This window comes from Lacrimispora sanguinis, assembly GCF_044987295.1.
GTDB classification, from domain to species: domain Bacteria; phylum Bacillota; class Clostridia; order Lachnospirales; family Lachnospiraceae; genus Lacrimispora; species Lacrimispora celerecrescens_B.
In genome coordinates this window covers 3,738,032-3,761,489 of sequence record NZ_CP173277.1, presented here as the reverse complement: position 1 = coordinate 3,761,489, position 23,458 = coordinate 3,738,032, and the positions used below count along the sequence as shown (strand labels likewise).

Here is a 23,458-nt window from a genome sequence, read left to right as displayed (position 1 = left end):
AAATAGCTCCCAAAAAAAGAATGCGCTTTGAATACGGCTTTATAAGCCCGATTCAAAGCGCATTTCTTATCTCAAAATCTTTATTTACTCCGAAAAGTTCTTCGTCTCTCCAACAATATAAATAGGCCTGTCCTTAAGCTCCGCAAACAGGATGGCAATGTAATTGCCAATGACCCCCACAATCAGGAACAGGACGGAAAACATAAAGCAGATCAGCACGATAGTAGTAGCATACCCGTTTGGTGTCCCTACCCTGGCCCAGCTCCATATGGTGTAAATCATCATGGCGATTCCCAGAATGCCGGCACCGCACCCGGCATAGATCCCAAGCTTTAATGGCAGGTTAGAAAAGCACATGATGGTATTCAGCGAAAAAGCCATCAGCTTTTTAATGCTGTATTTGCTTTCTCCTGCCACCCTGACTCCTGCCTCATATTCAATGGTAGCCCGGTTAAACCCGATGTTTTGCACATACCCCCGCAGGAAACGGACCTTTTCCCTGTAATTGTCCCGAAGTACGTCACCAGCCCGCCTGGATATTGCAAAAAAGTCAGAGGCGTTTGGTTCAAATTTCACATCGGAAAGCACGTTGATCAGATGGTAGAAGGCAGAGGAGGCAAAATTCTTAAACCACCCTGCGGACTCATTTTTCGTGCGCACCATATTAATGACATCATAGCCTTCCTCAAGCTTCCTGACAATCTCCGGCAGATACTGGGGAGGATGCTGTAAGTCCGCATCCATGCAGACGATCCCATCCCCGCTGCTATAATCCAGACCGGCAATCATAGCTGCCTCATGCCCGAAGTTTCTGGAAAAGCTGATGACCTTTACCTTTTTATCCTTCCCGGACAAGTCGTCTAGAATCTTCATGGTGCCATCCTGACTTCCGTCATTGACGAAAATCAGTTCATAATCCCAGTTCAGTTTATTTAAAATTCTGGCCGTTTCATGATAGAACTGGTTGAGAGCCAGTTCCTCATTGTAACATGAAACCACGACCGATATTGTTTTTCCCATATGTGCCTCCTAATGAATCAGTGGATTTGCTCGCATATCCGGTTAAATCGCAAATCCAAGGTTGAAAGAGGGGTTCTTACAACCTTATGCTCCTCATGCAATGTTACAGTTCTATGTGGCCGAGCTGCTACCATGCTATTGATTATCATTTGCTTCCTTTTTTATATAACATTGTTCAAATTCTGTCAATGCCCGTGCTGATTTTTCATTGTAATCCCCGTTTACATCTACTGCAGCCAAAAGGTTTCCGTTGTCATAGCATACAGGTATCAGTTTCCCCCATTCGATCATATCCCTGACCAGGGTGTAGGAACGGTTCTCTTCTCCCGTATAGCCTGCCTGGACATAAACATATTCTGCTTTTGCATAATCCATAAACTCCACGAAATAATCCATTTTCTTAACCAGGGCCACATTTCCCCATACCCCGGTTATATCATCATAGGACTGTACGTTGCATGGGAATGCCAGTACATCCGGATGGTCTCCAATGGCAATGAGACGGGTTTCCGGGTCGGCAGCAAGGATATCCCACACTCTTCCGTTTCCCTTTGATACCATGTCCTGTCTGGCGGCTTCCTGGTGGTTATAATAGCCTTTATGATGAAATGACACCGGTGTAAAGCCAAGGCTCCAATTCCAGCTGGTCATGGCTGTGAAGAATACAGAAAACATAAGCACCCAGACTCCGGCTCCTATGCCTCCACGCCAGACAACCTTTTCCTTTGCTTCCGCCGCTGCCTTTAAGACATAGACCGCCGTGAGGACATAGAACAGCATGAAATAATTCCCGTCGACCTGGGTCAGCATACCTAAGCTGATAAGATTAACCACCAAAAACGGTACGTAGATAACTTTTAGGAAAACGGAGAGCTGACAATTTTTCCCTCTATCCACATTCTTGCCGTAAAAACAGCTTACAATCCACAATAAAAGAAGAAAGTACAGCAGATATCCACCCCAGGCGAGGACCACATGATCCATATCCTCTCCTACAGGACAAAAGAAAAATCCATGAAGCCGGTTTGCCAGATGTACGGTTCTTTCCTTCATGGACATTCCGGCACCGGAATTAGGTATGGTATTAACCATGAATGGATATTTCAAATGAAATCCTATCCTTGTAAGCAGGGATGAGAAAACCGAGGTAAGGGGAAGGCCTGTTAACAACTGAGTTCTTGCCCAGATACCTCCTAAGGCCAAAAGCGAACCTGCCACAACTGCCAATCCACCGGCATTTCCCCCTTCCGCTCCAAATTTGGGAAGCAAAAGCTTTCCTAGCAGAAATAAAAATGCCATTCCAAAGACAGCAGTGGAAAAGATCAGAGCTGTTGGCTTTAAAGTCAGGCTGATAAAAAAGGCCGCCGTTCCGTAACCCAGATAACGCCAGGACTTTCGCCCCGCTTTTATATAGCACAGCAGGTAATACAACATGATCTCCTGGACAAGCAGTGTAATGATATCGCTTTTGGCTGTGACTGCCATATTCATGATTCCTGGAACTCCTGACAGCAGGGCAGCCAAAAAGACCGCCTGCTCCCGTTTCATATAAAAGCGGCCTATTTTGTAACCCATAAAAAGGACTCCCAGGGACAGCCATAGATTGACTGAGGTTATAAAGCTGTAGGAAGGAAGCTGTGACAGGGGCAGGGTCAAAACCTCAAAGCCTTTGGAGTAGGTGTAGACAATTCCAATGGTACCCAGATTTTCATAAATTCCATGTCCATTGTCTAAGATATACCGGGACCTGACCCCATACCATAGACTGTCGTAATCTATGGCTATGTTAAGCCGCCCCGCCTGGAGGCACACCATAGTCAGGAGAAATGAAAGCAAAAGAAGCTCTTTACCGGTGAAATTCAAGCCATTCCCATTCCCTCCGTCACCCAGACAGGACCTTCCAAATAGAAGCAGGATCCCGCCGCTTATAAAGACAAATGCGGTTAAGTAACCGATGGAGCCAATGCCAATGGCTGACATAAGGCAAAATATAACTATTAGAAAGGAAGCACCGGCGAGAAAGTCGGAAGCCAGCCCGTCATCCTTTGGAAGTTTCCATAAGGATACCCGGAGAAAACGTCCGAAGAACAGGATATATGCCAGATAAAGACCGGATACCAGCACCGGAACAAAAACCACATGGGCCCACAAAAAGACGGCCGTAATAAGGACCGCCGCCATAAGTTTCTGCTTGCTCTTAGGGAATAAAAAACCCGAAAAACAGAAGGCAGCAAACAGCCCTGCCGTCTCTGCCATCATGGTCTTATATTCCCTCTGATTCATGATCCACTGAAAAACTTCCTGGTTTAAAATCTGATTCAGAGAATACAGGATCCCTGCCGCTGAGAAAAACATAAACAGCAGGACTCCATATCCATGCTTCTGTGATCGACCCATAAAAACCCCCGTTGTCATTTTGTATACTGTTAAATCCGATAGATAAGCTACCGTTTATAATCACTTCGGAAAACACTGTATCCGTTTTCCTTTAATATCGTCAGCGCACTCCTCACCTTAGCCCCACTGTCAGGCAGACTGGGCCTGTATTCAAAATTTCCCCGCAGCTCATCATCTGTAACTGTTTCAAAGTTTAAAGCTAACACTGCCTTTTCTTCAAAACTTTCTCTGCGATAAGGGGCCTTTTTTATCTCTGAATAAGTGGAATAGCAATTTCCTGCCAGAAACAGCACGCAAGCCCCGCAGGCAGCGATCCGAAGGAAAGGCTTTCCCTTCCTCTTCCACTGTTTTGACAATAAGGCAAAGGTCAGCAAGATTCCAAGGATCCCAGACTGGAATTGAAGGGCATATCTGGAGCTTAAACCGTAATTTTCCTTAAGGAATATCCACCTGGATAAAAGGATGAGCACGTGATTCAACCCTCCCGAGACAATGAGCATGACAGGTAGGATCGTCTTTTCATACAGGCGGTACCGTAAATTTGCCCATAGAGCAAACAGATACAGCAGGATAACCAGAAATCCAAGAATCAGAAACGGCGCATTGGTCCGAAAGATATATTCAGCCTGCTCCCCTTCAATGACCATGGAGGAAAAGGACTTTACGAAAAAACGAACAAAAAAACCGGGCGTATCCTTTAACTGAACAAGGAGAGGAACGGTTGCCGGGGCCGCGTGGTCTTCCACCGCGTAGGCATTGCTCCACAAATAAAGGAGAAGAGGGATCAGGGCACAAAGGCCGCTTAAACCCCAGCCCTTTCTCGAATCACCCTTTTTTAACAGGAACATAAAGCCACAGGCTATTATTACCGTGACCGAGTAAATGGCACAATAGGGGCCTGCCACCAGCAGCGTTGTAAAAAACGGAAGAAGCAGGAGCTTTATCCTGTCATATTTCTTTTCCTGTCCGCTCCATACACGGTCCATCACCTCATAATGGTAATAGAAGCAGGCAAAGGACAGAAAGTGGGCCCAGCCGCTTCCATTGGTCAGCATTTCCCACTTGTTAAGGCTGAAAAGTACAATCATTAAAGCCCCAAACCAGCCAAGAGAAACCTTCCTGCGGCTGCAGTAGCTTCCCAGAGCCAGGCCGGAAAGTCCAAGGGCCAGGACGCCTAACACCCGATCAAACATGATATTGTATCCGAAAAGCGAGACATTAAGGATCCTTCCCAGATAGTTGACCGGAATCCTGGTGAGGACATCCGGCACAAAGAACTTTGCCGGATTACATACGTCAGGCAAATAACTGTTTACAAGGCGGACGTAATCGGTATAAATTCCGTCACAGGTTGCCGTAAAGATATACCAGAGGCCAAAAACAGTCCCCAAAAGGGGAAACAGGCCATACAGATACTTTCGATTCATGGGATTCACCTATGCCCTTAATTTGCCGTTATGGAAGCAACGACGGAGAGGTGCTTATCTCCTCTTTGCTCCGATGCATTTTCGTAGTAAAAGTTGCTTTCAAACGTCAGCTCCGTAACCTGAAAGGCCGTCGCATCAATTTCAGCTGTTACTGTATTGGAAGTAATGGGAATGACCTGGTTTTCCTTTCCATTTATGGTCACGGCGATCTGTTCAAGACCGGTAATGACGCCGGGATAATAGAATTTCAAACCAATCTTCCCTTCTTTCCCTGCCATGATCCGGACTTTAGCGCTTTCATCCATCCAGCCGTCCTCATAACAGCCATAGACCCGTTCAAATTTTAAGTTCCGCACAAAATCCGTTACATCCTGAAATGCGTTATGAGCCGGATCTTCCCTCAGGATCAGCATGTTTGGAGTTATCAGACCGATGTCGTGGATGGATTCAATAAACGTAACTTCGGTTCCCTCTGCCAGTCGTTCTTTATCAAAGGTTTTGAAAAAGGTCCTGGCAGTAAAATCACTCATCTCGTAGGAATTGCCGATGATGTAAATTTTCTTTCCGAATATCTCATTCTTGTATTTCCCGAAAGTCTCTTCTGCAAGGGAATTGTATCGCAGCTGGGATGACCAGTAATAAAGATTCTCGTATTTTCCCCGGTAAAAACTTTCAACCGGAAGCATGAGAATGCCGTAAAGCAGAAACAGGCCGCAGTATAATAGAGGCCTGACACGCTTTACTATACCGCACATATAAGCAGCAAACAGCCACGCTGCCGTCATGGAGACATAGATCCACCGGGTCTCTACCCGGATAGTGACACTGGAAGAGCCAATACACAGGGCGATGAATAAAAGAAAGAGGCAGATCACAGGAAGGCGCTTTTTCAGCTGCTTCCGCTCCCGTATCACGGTTACTAGAAAAATCACGGTCATAATAAGGAGAAGTAAGTCTGCAAACACGACAAGAACATGAACCCAGTAAGGCGATCTTCCCCAGCTAAGTCCATTTAAATGATCAGGGCCTGCATTGATTCCAAATATATAAAGCACCTGGCTTAAGGCATAACGGATGGTTTCCGAAAGATGGAAGGTATCCGCCACATCCGTTCCTCCAGTACCAGCTGGAGAAATACTTCCGATGGTAAGAAAGCGGATCACCTGAACCACCAAAAACGCCCCGGTAATACTCAGCCATGGCATTGGCTTCCTCTCTTTTTTCATGAGAAATGCAGCATAAAACAAGGGCAAAAGCACCATGTAGCGTTCATGAATAAAGCAGACAGAGAAATACATTGCCGTTGCAGCCGGTACAAGCCACTTTCTCTCCTTTTCATCGGAGAGATAACGGTAGAGACAGTAAAAAATGCCGATAGCCGCCCACAGCGCCATGCTTTCCATCAAGCCGTATACTTGGCTGATCTGGTAGTAGGACATCCGGGAGAGCAGATATAAAATGCCGCAAGAAAAACCAATTAACCGTCTGCCGGACAAACGCTTTCCGAACCGGTAAACCGTATAGGCTATACAGCTGTTTAAAAGGATATTAAAAGGAACAAACCAGCCGATGTGGTTTCCGAAGACCATCAGCTCCAGCCAGGATGCCAGATAATAGACAAAACGGAACCGTGTGCTTCCTAGAGGGAATACAAATTCACGGAAAGACTGCTCTCCGTAACAGGACCAAAGATATAAATCATCCATATAAAGCCCTTTTATCTCGATCCCCCTGTTTATGAAAAAAGCAAATCCCAGCAAAAGAGCCGCTGCGATGATTTCTTCCTTCCACTCAGATATCCACTGTTTATCTTTCATCTCTAGCCCCTTTCTTATTTCGAATATTTGTTAAAAGAACCGCTCCTCCAGCATCAGGCAGAGTGCATGGTAAACCGGAAGATGGAGTTCCTGAATTTTAAACGTCTCCGTTTCCGGAACCACTACCGTCACATCTGCAGCCTTCTTTAAAAGACCTCCGTCTTTCCCGGAAAGGCCGATGGTTTTCATGCCAATTGCCTTCGCTGCCGTTACGGCATACATAACATTTTTCGCATTACCGGAGGTGGATATTCCCAATAGCACATCCCCCTTCTTTCCGTATCCATAAGTCTGCTGGGCGTAGATCAGTCCCCCGTCAACATCGTTTAAAAATGCAGTTGAAAGGCTGGGATGGCCTGTTAAGGCAATGGCTGGAAGACCTCCCTGAAGCTTTTCTCCAAGTTCCTTACCAAGTACTGGGTCCGCCTCTAGGAGCTTTGCGGCAAAATCTTCTGATACAGGACGGCGTTTTACAAAACCCTTCATCAATTCCCCTACAATGTGCTCTGCATCCGCACAGCTTCCGCCGTTTCCTGCGATCAGCAGCTTTCCACCGTTATCATAACATGATTCCAGAATCTCGTAAGCTTCCCTGATTTGAGGCTTTAAGCCGGCCAGCACAGGGTAACGTTCGATCAGCTCTTCTAAATAGTTCATAGGTTCCATGTTTCTCACACTCCTTCTCTGTTCAGTATCCAGTCTGCAGCTTCTTTCATGGCAGGGGCATAGAAGTCAAAAGAATTATTTTTCTCTGATTGAGTCAGGTTGTCGTATAATTCTTTTCCATATCCGGTCCCTACTAAAACCGTGTTTACTCCGTATCTTTTTCCAGCCTCTGTATCCAGAAGCTTATCTCCGATCATATAAGAATGGAGCTTGTCTATCTGAAAGCTTGTCTCTGCCATTTCAAACATTCCTGTTTCCGGCTTCCGGCAGTGACATTCCATCCGGTATTTTCCGATCCCATGAACCGGATGGTGGGGGCAATAATAAAAGCGGTCTATTTGTGCACCTTCTTTTGAAAGAAGATGGTTTAAGTATTCATGAAGAGCTTTCACATCCTCTTCTCCGTAATATCCCCTTGCCACTCCGGCCTGGTTGGTGACTACCACAAGCTTAAATCCTTGTTCCCTAAGCCTTCTTAAGGCTTCCGGCACCCCTGGAAGGATCACCAGATCCTTAAGCCGGTGCAGGTATTCCACCTCTTCATTGATGGTCCCGTCCCGGTCTAAAAACACGACCCTGTCCATGGTTTTTCCTCCTTTTTCGGATTATACTTGAAAATGATATTCGCCTCCTGGTATAGCTACCCTGACCTCCTGGTAATCCCAGCGCTTTTCGTCCGTGATCCACGCCTGGGCGCCCCGAAGCTCAAAGTTCCAGTCCGTGAGTTGTCCTCCGGCTGCTTCCATGCGTGCGGCTACCTTATGGCGTACGTTATAAGGACAGTACACCAGAAGGAATCCGCCTCCACCGGCTCCTAAAAGCTTTCCTCCAAGAGCTCCTGCCTTTAATGCTTCCTCATAAAGCTCGTCAATATGGGGAGTGGAGATCTTACTGCTCATGCGCTTTTTGCTCCTCCAGCCGTAATCCAGAAGCTTTCCAAAGCTGTAAAGATTTCCTTTTAACAGCTCATCCTTCATGGCATAAGCAAGTGCCTTTACCTCGCACATAGCATCAAAGGGGTCCTTCTTTTCGTAGTTTTTCACCTGGTCCTTTATAATGTTGGCGGATACATGAATGTTTCCTGTATAGCAAAGAAGCAGATTGTACTGCAGCTCATGGATAATCTCTTTTTTTATGCGGAGAGGGTTGACCACCACATTGTTGCGTCCGTGGAACTCAATGAAATTAAAGCCTCCAAAGGTAGCGGCATACTGGTCCTGGTATCCGCCGTCGATCTTTAAATCCTCTCTCTCCACCTGATAAGCTAAGTTTGCCATGGCATAGCTGTCCATTTCCACGCCTTTCCATTTAGCCATAGCCGTTAATAAGGCTACCATAACGGTGGAGGAAGTGCCAAGACCTGATCCGGGGGGAGCATCACACTGTAAGTACACCTCACAGCCCTGTTTGATATCCATTGCTTTTAACGCCGCCGTTACAAGATCCAGACGACCGTCATATACATAATTTTCATTTGTGTTGTACTTGACCGTCATATCAAAGTCCAGAGAATGAACGATGATCTGATCGTCATCCCTTGGTACGATGGAGCAGTATGCATACTTATTGATGGTGCTGCCGATGATTGCCCCTCCCTGTTCCACACAGAAGGGAGCCACATCGGTTCCTCCGCCGCCAAAGCTCACCCGCAGGGGAGCGCGTCCTCTGATTACCATAAGTTCACTTCTCCTTTCCCCTCTCCGCCCATGCACTCCGGGCATAAAGGTATACCTGTAAGGTGTTTCCTTACGTCTTCCGCAAATCGGTAATAATCTTCCGGAATTCCTATATCAATGAAATACCCGCTGCCTACAATGCCGCCCAGCTTTTTACCTTCTGAAAGCCATTTTGGAATCATTACCTGTTCCAGGGAAACCTTTCCTTCAGGAATTTCGTCAAGCAGTTCACGCTTAAGTATATAGATACCGCCGTTAATGGTTCCCGAGCGTTTTTCCTCTGTCTTCTCATTAAAGGACGTAAGCCAGCCGTCTTTTAGAACAGCCTGTCCGTAACGGGACACATCAGGCACCTCCCGTAGCACCAGGGCCATGTCAAGATCCCGTTCTTTGCCAAGCTCCATAAGCTTGCTGTAATCAATGCGGTAAAAGGTATCCGCATTCAGTACAAGGAATCGGTCTGACTGTATCTTGGATCCTGCATTTTTAATGGCTCCCGCGGTTCCTAACAGTTCTTCCTCATAAGAATAAGAAACCCGGATTCCCCATTTTGACCCGTCTTTAAAATATTCTTCTACCATAGAGCCTTTATAGCCTACGGCAAAAATAATTGACCTTACTCCGTGGTGTATCAGCTCCAAGACTACATATTCCATAAAAGGCTTGTCTCCGATCAGAGCCATTGGCTTTGGCCTGTCGCTTACAACGGAACGAAGCCGTGTGCCAAGGCCCCCTGCCAGTAAAACTGCCTGCATAACTGTACCCTCCTGATATTTTTTCTAATCGTTATTATATCATATATCCCTTAGAAGAATCCAGAAAGATCATTTCCGTGGATTTTCTGTCTGGGACCGAAGCATGCCTCCCAGGCCATGAATAACCTTCCTTGCCCCAATTGCAAATAGGACCGGAAGGACAATTCCCAAGATCAGATACAGAACATGAAGTTCCGGATAGGAGTGAGGGAATCCTCCCTGATTTTCTGCGGGTTCCAGTATCATCCGGGCATAAATCCAGTCACAAATCTTAAATACCAGAAAATGAAGAGCCATGATATCAAAGGAATATTTTCCAAGCAAGGCCGCAGCCTTCCCTGCAATCGGAGCCTTCTGTAAACACTTGGCTGCAAAGCAGCATAGATAAATGCCAGCTGCGGAAATGATATAAAAATTGATTCCACCTGGTATCTGATTGGCAGAAAGCTCCACACTTTCCTCTGTAAACATCAGGAAATAATAGAAAAGCCCTGCGCACAAAGCAGCACCATACCATGTCACATATTTTTCAATGGAAATCTTCCAGGTCCGCACAGCATAACCGCCATAATAAACCGGGATCACCAATAGGGCTGTCTGAAGGTGATAGCTTAAGAAAACCTCCCTCCGGATGAGGGCCGCACCAAAAAGCCCTGCTCCAACGCTAAGAGCCGCTGCTGCCCATGGCCGGAAAGAAGCCGGAAGATAGTTCCTGCAGAACCAGAGAATGACCGAAAAGCCTGTTCCTGCCCCCAGCATAAGGGGCACGAACCACATCGCGCCTGATGGGACTTCTGGGCATCGCAGGAACAAGGTATTTGCCATGGCAAGGATCATCTCCTTTTTTCCGTAATATGCATCGGACAGAAAAAGCAGATACTTTGAAAGTAAGTTATGTAGTAAAACGAACAGGCCCCCATAACAGAAATAGGGTACCCACATATTCTTTAACCTCCGTGCAAAAAAGTCAAAGGGGGCATCCCCGTAACGTGCTTCATTATACAGGTATCCTGAGATGAAAAAGAAAATAGCCAGATGGTAATAATACACCGTCCGAATGGCAATCCCCAGATTTTGTGAATGACCAAACACAATGGATACGATTCCGATCCCCTTTAAAATATCCCAAAACAGAAACCGGTCCCTTTTTATCTCTTCCATGCGATCTTCTTCCTTTCCCCTTACTTTCCTCATGTTCCTTTCACTTCATTTAAATATGCCCTTGCAGATAACGGCATGGCACCGCGCCCGGTAATACCGGGACGGGTTAACCTTCTTTGCCGTTTAAAAATCTTCTCCTATTACGTTCCAGGCAGCATCAATACTGTGATAACTGCGGATATAATTCTGAGTTTCCATACACATCTGTTTGCATCGTTCAGGATCCTGGTACAGGGAAATAACTTCCCCTGCAAAGGCTGCCGGCTCATCTCTCACCACCATGACCTTTTCTGCCTCAGGAATTCCCTCTGCACCAATGGAAGTAGTGATCACCGGAGCACCGTTATATAAGGCTTCAATGACTTTTCCCTTCACACCTGCACCGTAACGCAAAGGCACCACGACTACCCGGCAGCTTGAATAAAGCCTTGCAAGTTCCTCCTCTGATACAAATCCCTTTACAATGATTCCGCTGCCCGGCTGCTCCAAAGCCTTGATTTCATCTGTCACCTTGGAACCCACGATATAGAAATCTATGGGAAGCTGTTCCCGGATCAGTGGGAATATTTCCTGTGCAAACCACAAAACAGCATCTGCGTTAGGGGGATGTGCAAATCCTCCTACAAACAAGAGCCCTTCCCTCTTTTCAAAGTTATAAGGAATGTTGTTTAAGAATTTTTCATAAACATAGGCTACTATAGCTTTCACATGGATAGAAGGCTCTATTTCGTGAATGGCCTCCCGTTCCACATAGGAAGGATAATAGGATACCGCCGCCTTTCTCATCAGGCGAAGCTCCACAGACCTCCAGTATTCAGAAGACTCTCTTTTCTTAGGATCTCCGGTCAGTTCATACTCTCTGCCTTCCCTTAAGAAGTGCAGGTCATGACCATAATAGATCATCTTAATGTTTGTTTTATCCTTGATAAAATCCACATATTTGGTAGCAATATGGGGACGGTTTAAATAAGCAACCTTGATATCATCTCCATGCTCCTTTAACCAATCCCAGATTTTCACCTGGAATTCCCTGCCGTATAGGATCTCAATTCCCATCTGCTGCAAAACGGTGGAATAAGGTTCTTCATGGAGGAAATTATCTCCCAGGAACTTCACCACATAGCCCTTTTCCAAAAACATCTTTAAATACTGGAAGGTGGTCTTGGAACCGGCATCCCGGTCATAGGTGGGAACATAATGGTCCACCACCAGAATAATGTCTTTGCCCTGGCTTCTCTCTCTTGCCCGGAATACATTGGGATTTCCGTTGTTTTCACTTTGCAGCTTAAATTCAGCCGCCCATTTTTCCCTTAACTTATGACCGTTTTCAACCTGGTACCGCTTAAGACCTGAACCGTTTACATCAGTTCCGTTGGAAATGCCCTCAAAATGTATAACCTTGGATAACGGCTGGTAAACCACCCGAAGGCCAGCCTTGCGCACCTCAAAGGCAAGGTCAGAATCCTCACAATAAGCAGGAGCAAACCGGTCGTCAAATCCGCCGATCCGCTTCCATAAATCGTTGGAGAGAAGGATGGCGGCTCCTGATATATAATCCACATCTTTTACATAGTTGTATTCTGGCTTGTCCGGATCGTCAAGGCGTCCGTAATTCCAGCCGGAACCATCACGGAAGATGATCCCCCCTGCTTCCTGCAGGCGTCCGTCAGGATAAACCAGCTTGGATCCTACCATGCCGATGGTTGAATCTGATTCGATTAAGTTTACCAGACTGCTTAGCCAACCTTCTGTTACCTGGGTGTCATTATTTAGGAACATAACATATTTTCCCCTGGCTGCTTTGGCTGCCTGGTTGCAGTTCCGCAAAAATCCCTGGTTGGTCTCATTGCGGCATATGACTACGTTTTCCGTAAATTTTGAAAGTTCTGCCGTTGCATCAGTAGAAACATCGTCTGCTATGATGACTTCATACACCACGTCCTTCGTATGCTCCAGAATGGATGCAAGGCAGGCATAGGTATAATGGATCTGATTGTAGACCGGGATGACGATGGAAACCATGGGATGGCCCTCTTTTATGAAACGGAGCTTTCCATGGGTCCGGTAGGCATCTCCAATCTTCATATCGCCTTCAATCAGGTTCCGACCTTCCTCTGTTGTATAGAGGCGGAAGGATTTCAGCGGATGAAATACCGTATCCTTGGCATAAAACAGCAGTTTCCGTTTTCTGGTCCCTTTGGGGAATTTTTCGTTAAAGATTCTTCCAAGCTTCCTTCTGGCGCGGAAGGTCAATGCTTCGTGCCCCTGAAGCCAGGTGATCATTTCCCTCATATCATCGCAATCCTTCCGGAGGGTCTGAATAATGATTTCCTGGTTGGTCACATGATTGTCAGTCAGGCGCTTTTCCTCCTGCTGCCTGGTGATGAGTACATCCTTTTCCCGGATCTCCATTTCCATCTGGGAAAGGCGTTCCTTTGTCTCATCAATCACCTGGGATAAGCCATACATATCCTCAGGCAAGGCATGGGTTTCCTGCATGTAATTGACCAGATAGATCTGCTGGTTCTCCCCATGGACATATTCCTGGAAGCAGCGTTCCATCTCCTCATACATGGCTATACGCTCTGTCTCCACACCGAACTCTTCCATAAATGCTTCCATAGAACCATAGGACAAAAGGCTTTTATACTGTTCGTAAAAATAATAAAGAACCCGAAACTTAATAAAGGTGACCGGAACCGGGAAGGTAAATACCCATTCATAGTCCAGGAGATAAGGACCGTCCTCGGTCATCATGATATTCTCAAAAAGGCAGTCAATGTTGGAGGTTTTAAACGCCCAGTCTTTTTCATCTGCTTTCGTGAGTGTTCCAAACACCTCTTCAAATTCGGCCGTAATGGTAAAGGGAATGATGCAGTTTTCTTTCACACCCAGAATCAGGGAAAGCCCGTCTTCCATATGGGATACGGAAACCTTTCCGTTACAGATCTCCTTTCCGAGCAACTCGGAAAGAGTATGACCCTTAAGGAAATCGAAACGGGCGGTCCTTTCATCCGGACTTATGGAAACCCCGGCGACCTTAAGCTTTTGGCTTTGCGCAGTAAGGCTTTTATATTTTTCACCAAGGGATTTTATATGTGCAACACCCTCAGGCTTTAAGGCTGTCTTCTCAACAAATGGACAGCCATCTTCTTCCACCAGACTGGTGCGGATCTGGAACGCTTCCCTACGGGTCTTATTGTATTTTACAAAGTTAATTTTTTTCATGACGGCTCCAAATGGTTAAAAATGAATTGGCAAATGTCTCAAACTGTTTTCCCTCACATACCTCATCGAACATCTTTCCTAAATCAAACTTCAGATATTTGGGATAATCATAGGCCAGAATGGCGTGAGTTAAATCTCCCTTGCCTGGCAGATATTCATCGGAATACAGGGTGATGGGCAGACGGTAGTCAGGCATGGGATAATGGAATTCGGCATTACCCGATCTTTTGTCCTCTCCGCATAAAAGCTCCAGGACCTCTGTCCTTGAAAGCCGGTCCTTATCAGGTACCGCACCGGCCTGATATTTAAGGCCTAAGCGGTTGCATATGGAGAGGATCAGCTTTCCTTCCGGTTTTAAAAGGGATTTTGCCTTTCTTATGTGTTTGTCATAGGGCGGCTTTAAAGATCCCACCAACACCACATAGTCGAAGCCTTCTTCTTCAAAGGTGTCTAAGTCTCCGGTTATATATTGGATGTTTCCCTGTTTTTCATTGCGCAAACGATTGAAGGACAGATTATTACTGTCAGGGTCAAGGACGGTTACCTCTCTGACCCGCCTGCTGTACAAGTTTGTCAGGGCTCCGTAGTCGGACCCTACCTGAAGCAGAGAGCCCTCTTCATCAAATTCATACCACTCCAGAAGGTTCTCACGTATATCTGATAATGCGTACAGGTAATCCAGGTTCGGATTCTCCTGCAGCAGCTTTTTCGTATCTCCATTATATTTTACAAACAACTTCTTAAGTTCAGGGCTTATATCATTCATGGACGTTTCCTCCTCACTCTCCTGCCCGGTGAAGCTTTACACTTACTTCCGGTTCCATATCATAAATACCTACCGTATTTTTATTGGAAATGACCGTAATATTTGCAATGTCATACAGGCGGTGGTAAACCACATGCTCTCCGTTTTCAAATCCGGTGCAGCTCATGGAAAGAAGATACTCCCCTCCCTGAAGGGTCATTTTCTGGTTGAATTCCACCTCATATTCATCGCCTTTTCCCACGGCCTGCACATCAGAGGCCTCGTACATGGTGTTGGTGCCGGTTAAATCGGCTCCTCGTTTATCTTTTATGGTGTAGGTAAAGATAGGGGTCTCGATTTGGGTATGGAAATGGATCCGTTCTTTAATGGTAAAGCGTTCTCCTTTAAGGAGGAGGTTGGTTACATTTCCTCTTTCGTCCAGAAGCCCGAAATCCACGATCTCTGCTCTTTTGTCGCCGTATTCGGTACGGGTTGGGTTGATGGTCAGTTTTTCTTTCATTAGACCTTCCTGGCGGGAGGTTTTGGACTGTGCCAGAACTGTTGCCTGGTCTCCGGAAAAATCGTTTAGAATGCCGCTTCTTATCTCTTCCAGCTCTTCTCCAAGGTCGTCCATTTGATTTGCCAGGATCTTTTTATAGAGATCCACCATTTTTCCGGGCTCTCCTTCGGCGATAAAGTTGCCTTTGTTTAATACAACTACTCGGTCACAATATTTGATGATTGCGCCCATATCATGAGTGACCATTAGAATCGTGGTTCCATTCTGGCGGATATCTTCCATTCGACGGTAGCATTTGGCCTGGAAAAATACGTCTCCAACAGATAAGGCCTCGTCAACGATCAGGATTTCAGGCTCTACGTTGATTGCAAGGGCAAATGCAAGGCGGACGAACATACCGCTTGAGTAGGTTTTTACTGGCTGATATACGAAGTCTCCGATGTCTGCAAAGTCTAGGATGTCCTGAAGTTTACTGTCCATCTCTTTTTTGGAGAAGCCCATCATGGTGCCATTCATGTAAATGTTTTCGATTCCGGTATAATCCATATTAAATCCGGCTCCCAGCTCTAATAGAGCGGAAATTACACCGTTTACCTCTAAACTGCCTGAGGTGGGGGTGAGGACTCCGGTTATGATCTTTAGTATGGTGGACTTGCCTGATCCATTGGTTCCGATGATTCCTACGGTTTTTCCTTTTTCTACATCAAAAGAAATGCCGTTTAGGGCATAGAAATCTTTGTGATAGTTTTTGTGGGTTATGCTTAAAGCCTCTTTTAATCGGTCCACGGGCTTTTCGTATAGTTTGTAGATTTTTGTTACATTATTAACAGATATTGCTTTGTTGTTCCATTCTACGGACATTGAATCCTCCATGTTACATAAAATTAATCCCACAGGTCCGTAGTGCAGCTTGGGAAACTTTCAGTTTCCCAAGCTCACGGGCATTCGCCCTATGAAATATGTCAGGAAAAGATTTTCTTATGTGCGAGCACAACGAAAATCTTTTTCTGCCATATTTCGCACTACTCATTGCTTTCTTGAAGGTTATAGCACATCAGAAAAGTGTGGGCGCAGTTTTTTAAATACCTTTAGCCCTATTAGCATCAGTACAATGGTCACTGACCAGAAATAAAGTCCCAGGGTCGGCCGTTCTGTCAGCCAGTTTCCGGTCAGCATGCTGTCACGGTATCCGGCTACGATATAATAGAAGGGATTTAGCTTAAGCAGTACCGGCAGCCAGGATGGGATTGTCGGAAACATCTCCGGCGCCCACATAATCGGCACCATCCACATGCCAAACTGCAGGCAGATCCCTATGATCTGAGCCATATCTTTGAAAAACACATGAATGGCACTGGTAAAATACGCAATAGCCAGTGACAGCATGGAGCTTGCAAAGGAATAATACAGGATCTGGATCCAGCTTGCCTTTGGAAGGAAGCCGTAGCAGAAAAATACCAGGATCATAATGATTGCAAATATACCATGTACCATCAGGCAGGAAAACATCTTGATGACCGGAAGGATCTCTACCCGGAACACCACCTTTTTCACCAGATAATTATATTCCTGAAGACAGCCCGTCCCCATATTCAGCACCTCGCTGAAATAAAACCAGGGTACAATGCCTGGGATCAGCCACAGCACGTAAGGGTAATCCGGGACAGGGGGTACGCTTTTAAAGCCCATCTGGAATACGAAAAAGTATACCAGCACGGTTGCCATAGGCTGCAGAAACATCCAGGCGATCCCGAAATAGGAGCCTACAAACCGCTTTTTAAAATCCGCCTTTGACAGATCCAGAATGAGCTTTCTCTTTGTAATTATTTCTTTTATTAAGGAAACCAGATAATTCATGGTTTTCTCCTCTCACTAAAATTTGAAGGTATCCCGGATTCCGCTCCATTTCTGATCCTTCTCAGAAATAGTCAGCTCCATGCCTTCTTCAATCGGCCAGTCAATGCCAATTGACGGGTCACTCCATAAAATACCGCCTTCATCACCCGGGTGATAGAAATCGGTACATTTATATGCAAATTCTGCCTCATCGGATAAAACTAAAAATCCATGGGCAAAGCCTTCCGGAATGTAGAACTGCTTTTTGTTTTCTGCAGACAATTCCACCCCGAACCATTTACCATAAGTTTCAGACGCGGAACGCAGATCCACTGCAACGTCAAACACTTTCCCTCTTACGACCCGCACAAGCTTTCCCTGTGGGAACTGCTTCTGGAAATGAAGCCCCCGCAGTACGCCTTTTGTAGACATGGACTGGTTGTCCTGTACAAAAACCATGTCAAGTCCGGCTTCCTTAAAATCATTCTGATTATAAGTTTCCATGAAATATCCTCTGGAATCATGAAATACCGCTGGCTCTATGACAAAAAGTCCTTCTATTCCGCATGTTGATACTTTAATCTTTCCCATAATTTATGCTCCTTTCCATTTTCTGTCTATTTTTTTGACAAAATGGTATACTTGTAAAGTATTTATCTTTCAAAACATTCTTTTACTTGTAGCATTCTACCACAAGTTTGACCAGATTTCTATATATAGGGGGATTTTTATTTAAATAAGCCGCTCATTCCCAGGAGAATCCAGATAGAGTAAAATGCGAAAAAAATATTTTATTGCGATAAAAAATGCTGTCTCTCATACATCTGTACAAGAAAACAGCATTTTATTTAGAAATACATTTCATTTACTGCTTAACAATAAATGATTTTCTCTTACTTACCACATCGAAAATAACTGCTGCCATAAGAACCGCACCCTTTACCACCTTCTGAAGGTTCTGGTCCACACCCATGATGCTCATGCCCAGGTTAAGCACACCCATTAAGGTTGCGCCCACGATTACACCAGGTACCGTTCCGGTACCGCCGTATGCGGAAGCGCCTCCGATAAAGCAGGCTCCGATGGCATCCATTTCATAGCTGTTTCCTGCTGTAGGATTGGCGGAATTTAAGCGGGCTACCGTTACCATGCCTGCCACTGCTGCCAGCAGTCCCATATTCAAATATGCGAGGAAATACACTTTATTGGTATCAATACCAGACAGTCTGGTGGCCTTCTCATTTCCGCCCACAGCGTAAAAGTACCGGCCTGTGGTTGTCTTGGAAGAAATATAACTGTAAATCCCGATGATCGCAGTCACCCAGATAAGGGCATTGGGAATTCCTTTATATCTTGCCAGCTTATACATAAAGAACAGGACTACAAAACTGATGAAAGCCATTTTGATTGCCATGCCCCCAATAGGATCTACCCGGTATCCCTTTTGAATCTTTTTTCTGCGGTTTAAAAGTTCCAGTGCCACAAAAACCAGGCAAGCAATGATTCCCACTAAAAAGCAGGTAAGGTTAAAGCCCTGCATCCCGAATATATCAGGAACATAGGTATTAAACAAATTCAAAAACTGATCCGGAATTGGGGACAAGGTCATACCCTGCAAAACCACATTGGATAACCCGCGGAACATGAGCATGCCGGCCAGAGTCACGATAAAGGGAGGAATTCGTACATAGGCGATCCAGAAGCCCTGCCATGCACCTACCAGCATACCGATGATCAGCATTGCAAGCAGGGTTAAATAGGGATTGATCCCCATGGTAATCATCATGCTTCCGCCTACCGCTCCTACAAAACAAACCACAGAGCCTACGGATAAGTCAATGTTGCCTCCCGTAAGGATGCAAAAAAGCATACCGGTTGCAAGAATAAATACATAGGCGTTTTGGGCAATCAAGTTGTTTACATTCTGGGGCAGGAGCATCTTTCCTCCGGTGTTGACTGTAAAAAGAATGACTACAACGGCCAGAACGATTACCATCGTATATTTTTTTAATCCCTCAGATAATTTCATCTTATTCTCCATCTTCTACTCTCCTTTATCTGATTTTAAAATACAGGCCATGATATTCTCCTGAGTTGCCTCGGCCGCACTGACCTCTCCCACCATACGGCCCTCATTCATGATATAAATGCGGTCGGACATTCCAAGTACCTCTGGAAGCTCCGACGATATCATGATGACGGATTTACCCTCCGCAGCCAGGCGGTTGATGATACAGTATATTTCGTATTTTGCTCCCACATCGATTCCTCTGGTGGGTTCATCTAAAATCAGAATATCCGGCTCTGCAAACATCCATTTTGAAAGGAGGACTTTCTGCTGGTTTCCGCCGCTTAAGTTCCCTACATTTTGTTCCACAGTGGGGCACTTGGTCTTCAATTTATCCCGGTAATCTTCCGCCACAGCAAATTCCTTATCCTTATCAATAATGGAACGGCGGCTGATTGCCTGCATATTTGCAAGGGTCGTGTTGATCTTAATAGGATTTCCAAGGATCAGACCATTGCCCTTCCGGTCTTCTGTAACATAAGCAAGCTTATGGCGTATGGCTTCCCGGACAGAGTTTAACGCTACTTCCTGCCCTTTGATCCGGACCTTTCCCGAGATATTGACACCGTAGCTTTTTCCGAAAATGCTCATGGCTAACTCTGTTCTTCCGGCGCCCATTAAGCCGCAGATTCCAACGACTTCTCCTCTTCTCACATAAAAGGAGACATCGTTTACAACCTTCCGGTCCGAATACAGAGGATGGCAGGCATTCCAGTGCTCCACCTCCATGGCCTTTTCACCGATCTCCACGTCATCTCGTTTGGGAAAGCGATCCACCAGTTCCCGCCCTACCATGCCTTTGATAATACGGTCCTCGGTAATGGCATCCTTTTTCCTGTCCAATGTTTCTATGGTTGAGCCGTCGCGGATGACTGTAATCTTATCCGCCACATAGGCAATTTCATTCAGTTTATGAGAAATAATGATAGAGGTTAATCCCTCTGATTTAAATTTTAGCAAAAGCTCCAGAAGCGCTTTGGAATCATCTTCATTTAAGGATGCGGTAGGCTCATCCAGGATCAAAAGCCTGGCATTCTTTGCAAGTGCCTTAGCAATTTCCACCAGCTGCTGCTTTCCCACGCTGATATCCTTAATTAACGTATGGGAAGATTCCATAAGTCCCACTGTATTTAAGTAACGGTCCGCCTCTCCATAGGTTTCATTCCAGTTGATTGCGTACCTTTTTCCCTTTTCATTTCCCAGATACATGTTTTCAGCAATCGTCATATAGGGAACAAGAGCAAGCTCCTGATGAATGATGACGATTCCCTTTTGTTCACTGTCACTGATTCGGTTAAATTTACAGATCTCTCCGCTATAAATAATATCTCCCTCATAGGTGCCATAGGGATAAATGCCGCTGAGCACGTTCATCAAAGTAGATTTGCCAGCTCCATTTTCACCCACCAGGGCATGGATCTCACCTTCCTCTACCTGAAGGTTTACATTATCCAGAGCCTTAACGCCTGGAAATGTCTTGGTTATGCTCTTCATTTCCAAAAGTATTTTTGCCAAGAATATCCCTCCCTTGCCGTCATTTCTTAAGGACGGCCTCTATATCTGTAAGAAGCCGTCCCCATAAGAAAATAATTTCAATTACTTTAACTGGTCTTCCGTGTAGTAACCGGAAGTAATTAACATATCTTTATAGTTGTCAACTGTTACTACCACTGGATCACACAGGAACGTTGGGATGATTCCGGTTCCGTTATCATAGGATTTGGTATCATTGATCTCAGCTTCTCCGCCCTGCATAACGGAATCTACCATTTTTACTACCTGTGAAGCAAGGGTACGGGTATCCTTAAAGATACTCATGGCCTGTTTGCCCTGAAGCATGTTCTTTACATTGGCGATATCACAGTCCTGTCCGGTAATAACTGGATACTTTCCGGTATAGGAAGAAGCAAGGGCATTCTCCACGCCAAGAGCAGTGGAGTCATTGGAGCAGAGGACTGCATCTAGTACGGTTCCGTCAGAATAGTTACCAGCGATAATGGTATCCATACGATTCTGAGATTTCTCAGAATCCCAGTTAGCGGTTGCTACCTGCTCAAAAGCAGTCTGGCCGGATTTTACTACAAGCTTGCCGCTGTCAATATACTTCTTAAGAACATCCATAGCTCCGCCAAAGAAGAAGTTACAGTTGTTATCAGCCGGATCGCCGGTAAACAGCTCAATGTTCTTAGGCTCCGTTGCCTTCTCAAGATCAAGAGCCTCTACCAGATACTCACCCTGCTTTTGGCCGACTTTATAGTTATCAAAGGTTGCATAATATGTAACAGCGTCAGAGTTCATGATCAGACGGTCATAGGAAATAACTGGAATTCCCATGGCTTTGGCCTGGCTTAATGGTTCTCCTAAAGAGCTTCCATCAATAGAGGCAATGACTAATATCTGGCAGCCGTTGGAAATCATGTTCTCTACCTGGGATACCTGGGTCTGGACATCATTGCTGGCATACTGTAAATCTACCTTATATCCGGCATCTTCCAGTTCCTTCTTCATATTCGATCCATCCTGGTTCCATCTCTGCAAATCCTTGGTGGGCATGGCAACTCCGACTAAAGTTCCAGTTCCCGTTGTTGCTTTGGTTTCCTCTGCCTTGGTCTCAGCCGCTTTGGTGGCTTCTGTGGTGGCTGCTGAAGTTGTCTGGGTTTCTTTGTTCTCCGGCGCAGAACCTGTAGAACTTGAGCATCCGGAAAGCATTCCTGCCGTTAAGGCAAGGGCCATTGCAGCCGCTAAAAATTTTCGTTTCATGTTTCTCTTCCTCCTCCAATATTTGTTTTTGCTGACGGTTTCATCTTATCACGAATAGAACAGGACTTGTTTGCGAATCATTAGCACTGATTAATCCAAATAAAAAATGCCCTGAATGTTCAGGACTTTTTTACGGCAAGAAAATGCTACTGAAGCCGCCATAGCAATTGTGCCATCAGGGAGATAATTTAGACTTAAGGTTGCAATTTTTCAGTCATCTTGTTAAAATAGGAATGATATAAGTTTTTCTTATAGTGTATCTCAATCAGGTATTTTACATCTCATTGAAAAGATATGGTGGTTATATGGAAATCAGAAAATTATCTTATTTTGTTTCAGTTGTAAAACATAAGAATTTCACAAAAGCTGCCCAGGAACACCACATGGTGCAAACAGCAATGAGCCGCCAGATTGCAGCGATTGAAGAAGAACTGGGAGTCGTTTTGTTAAAGCGTAACAACAGGTCCGTTTTGCTAACATCTGCCGGGGAAGTTTTTTATAACAAAGCATTAAAGGTGATAGAACTGTACAATGAGATGATCTCTCAAACTCAAAAGACGGCTAAACTGCATCCCAAAGTATTAGAAATTGGTTTTGGTCATTACGAACATATTTTAATCGCGCAAGTAGTTTCTGAGTTTCGAACCCTATATCCGGATATTGATGTCTTGGTTGCTAAGTATAGCTATAATGACCTTATAACATATTTGCAGGCAGGAAAATTAGATGTCGTATTCACACTTCCCTTTAGTCCCGCTTTTGTATCACTGGATGAGACCGTGGTAAAGCAGGTTTTTCCTTCCACGATGTATATCATTGTAAATAAAAAGCATCCCCTTGCTCAATTTGATACCATATCAGCGGATTCACTTAATGATTGTACATTAATTACTTTAAGTGAAGACTCAGGGCCCTGCTCTCTTGATATTTTAAAGCAATTTACGATGACGGCAGGTCTTAATATCAAAGATATTATTAATGCCAACAGCTTGGAATCACAGATATTAATGGTAGAGTCCGGTCTGGGTGTGGCATTCCTGCCGAGTATTTGTACCAAGCATTTAACACCGAATGTGAAAGCGATTAATTTAAAGGATTTTGATCCCGGGAATTTTGTTGCCATGTTCCAGAAATCCAATGAAAATCCTTTTATAAAAATTTTTATTGAATTGGCTTCTTTAAAAGACAGTTAACAAATGGATAAAGGGATATTGCCTAATTAACCTGATTAGTTAGGCAATATCCCTTTAGATTTTTATATCTTATTTATTCTCAGGTTTTTTAGTCAGGGCTATGCCAACGCATAGAAACAGTCCACCCCATACAACGGAACAGCCAACAATCATCATAGCCAATGCAAATGAATTCATAGTAATTCCCCC

19 protein-coding genes are annotated in these 23,458 nt (G+C 45.0%); 1 reads left to right on the top strand and 18 read right to left on the bottom strand.

The genetic code is table 11. The features are described from left to right. Nucleotides 1-84: 84 nt before the first annotated feature. The 17 genes from ACHZES_RS17450 to chvE all read right to left on the bottom strand — a co-directional run bounded on the left by ACHZES_RS17450 (nt 85) and on the right by chvE (nt 22,076). Entirely contained in the window at nt 85-1,020 is a 936-nt protein-coding gene (locus tag ACHZES_RS17450) for a glycosyltransferase family 2 protein (RefSeq protein ID WP_154525975.1), read from the bottom strand. Between the two features lie 135 nt (nt 1,021-1,155). Beyond that, on the bottom strand, nt 1,156-3,417 hold the full coding sequence (locus ACHZES_RS17445; protein ID WP_395546980.1) for a sodium:solute symporter: 2,262 nt from the start codon (nt 3,415-3,417) through the stop codon (nt 1,156-1,158). Nucleotides 3,418-3,464: 47 nt separating this feature from the next. Beyond that, nucleotides 3,465-4,844, bottom strand: coding sequence for a hypothetical protein (locus tag ACHZES_RS17440; RefSeq protein ID WP_395546982.1), 1,380 nt, complete (start codon nt 4,842-4,844; stop codon nt 3,465-3,467). A 17-nt stretch (nt 4,845-4,861) separates the two neighbouring features. Beyond that, nucleotides 4,862-6,661, bottom strand: a complete 1,800-nt coding sequence (locus ACHZES_RS17435) for a hypothetical protein (RefSeq protein WP_395546984.1) — start codon at nt 6,659-6,661, stop codon at nt 4,862-4,864. Between the two features lie 30 nt (nt 6,662-6,691). Continuing rightward, nucleotides 6,692-7,327 carry an SIS domain-containing protein gene (locus ACHZES_RS17430; RefSeq protein ID WP_038277571.1) on the bottom strand — a complete coding sequence of 212 codons (636 nt, stop codon included), beginning with the start codon at nt 7,325-7,327 and terminating at the stop codon, nt 6,692-6,694. A 5-nt stretch (nt 7,328-7,332) separates the two neighbouring features. Continuing rightward, entirely contained in the window at nt 7,333-7,911 is a 579-nt protein-coding gene (locus ACHZES_RS17425; protein ID WP_395546986.1) for a D-glycero-alpha-D-manno-heptose-1,7-bisphosphate 7-phosphatase, read from the bottom strand. Nucleotides 7,912-7,932: 21 nt separating this feature from the next. Continuing rightward, nucleotides 7,933-9,003: a GHMP kinase gene (locus ACHZES_RS17420; RefSeq protein ID WP_395546988.1), complete on the bottom strand. Its 1,071-nt coding sequence runs from the start codon at nt 9,001-9,003 to the stop codon at nt 7,933-7,935. Further along, entirely contained in the window at nt 8,997-9,758 is a 762-nt protein-coding gene (locus ACHZES_RS17415; protein WP_395546989.1) for a nucleotidyltransferase family protein, read from the bottom strand. The genes ACHZES_RS17420 and ACHZES_RS17415 overlap by 7 nt, the downstream gene beginning before the upstream one ends. A 69-nt stretch (nt 9,759-9,827) precedes the next feature. Continuing rightward, nucleotides 9,828-10,919 (bottom strand): acyltransferase family protein, encoded by a 1,092-nt coding sequence (locus tag ACHZES_RS17410; RefSeq protein ID WP_166429692.1) that lies wholly within the window; start codon nt 10,917-10,919, stop codon nt 9,828-9,830. Nucleotides 10,920-11,042: 123 nt separating this feature from the next. Further along, nucleotides 11,043-14,147: a glycosyltransferase gene (locus ACHZES_RS17405; protein ID WP_154525989.1), complete on the bottom strand. Its 3,105-nt coding sequence runs from the start codon at nt 14,145-14,147 to the stop codon at nt 11,043-11,045. Then, entirely contained in the window at nt 14,134-14,913 is a 780-nt protein-coding gene (locus tag ACHZES_RS17400; protein ID WP_395546991.1) for a methyltransferase domain-containing protein, read from the bottom strand. Before ACHZES_RS17400 ends, ACHZES_RS17405 begins: the two co-directional genes overlap by 14 nt. A gap of 13 nt (nt 14,914-14,926) precedes the next feature. Next, complete coding sequence (locus ACHZES_RS17395) at nt 14,927-16,273, bottom strand: ABC transporter ATP-binding protein (RefSeq protein ID WP_038277559.1); 1,347 nt, start codon at nt 16,271-16,273, stop codon at nt 14,927-14,929. 183 nt (nt 16,274-16,456) lie between these two features. After that, entirely contained in the window at nt 16,457-17,269 is an 813-nt protein-coding gene (locus tag ACHZES_RS17390; protein WP_395546992.1) for an ABC transporter permease, read from the bottom strand. Between the two features lie 15 nt (nt 17,270-17,284). Then, nucleotides 17,285-17,839: a dTDP-4-dehydrorhamnose 3,5-epimerase gene (gene rfbC, locus ACHZES_RS17385; RefSeq protein WP_038277556.1), complete on the bottom strand. Its 555-nt coding sequence runs from the start codon at nt 17,837-17,839 to the stop codon at nt 17,285-17,287. Nucleotides 17,840-18,113: 274 nt separating this feature from the next. After that, nucleotides 18,114-19,289 (bottom strand): multiple monosaccharide ABC transporter permease, encoded by a 1,176-nt coding sequence (gene mmsB, locus ACHZES_RS17380; RefSeq protein WP_154525993.1) that lies wholly within the window; start codon nt 19,287-19,289, stop codon nt 18,114-18,116. A 3-nt stretch (nt 19,290-19,292) separates the two neighbouring features. Further along, nucleotides 19,293-20,831, bottom strand: a complete 1,539-nt coding sequence (gene mmsA, locus ACHZES_RS17375) for a multiple monosaccharide ABC transporter ATP-binding protein (RefSeq protein WP_038277554.1) — start codon at nt 20,829-20,831, stop codon at nt 19,293-19,295. A gap of 81 nt (nt 20,832-20,912) precedes the next feature. Further along, nucleotides 20,913-22,076 carry a multiple monosaccharide ABC transporter substrate-binding protein gene (chvE, locus tag ACHZES_RS17370; RefSeq protein ID WP_038277552.1) on the bottom strand — a complete coding sequence of 388 codons (1,164 nt, stop codon included), beginning with the start codon at nt 22,074-22,076 and terminating at the stop codon, nt 20,913-20,915. Nucleotides 22,077-22,381: 305 nt separating this feature from the next. Between chvE and ACHZES_RS17365 the strand changes: the two genes are divergently transcribed. Continuing rightward, the gene (locus tag ACHZES_RS17365; protein WP_038277550.1) at nt 22,382-23,269 is read left to right on the top strand and encodes a LysR family transcriptional regulator; all 888 of its coding nucleotides are present in this window, start codon (nt 22,382-22,384) and stop codon (nt 23,267-23,269) included. 69 nt (nt 23,270-23,338) lie between these two features. On the opposite strand, the gene ACHZES_RS17360 is transcribed toward ACHZES_RS17365, so the two are convergent. Continuing rightward, on the bottom strand, nt 23,339-23,446 hold the full coding sequence (locus ACHZES_RS17360) for a MetS family NSS transporter small subunit (RefSeq protein ID WP_139032332.1): 108 nt from the start codon (nt 23,444-23,446) through the stop codon (nt 23,339-23,341). Between the last annotated feature and the right edge of the window lie 12 nt (nt 23,447-23,458).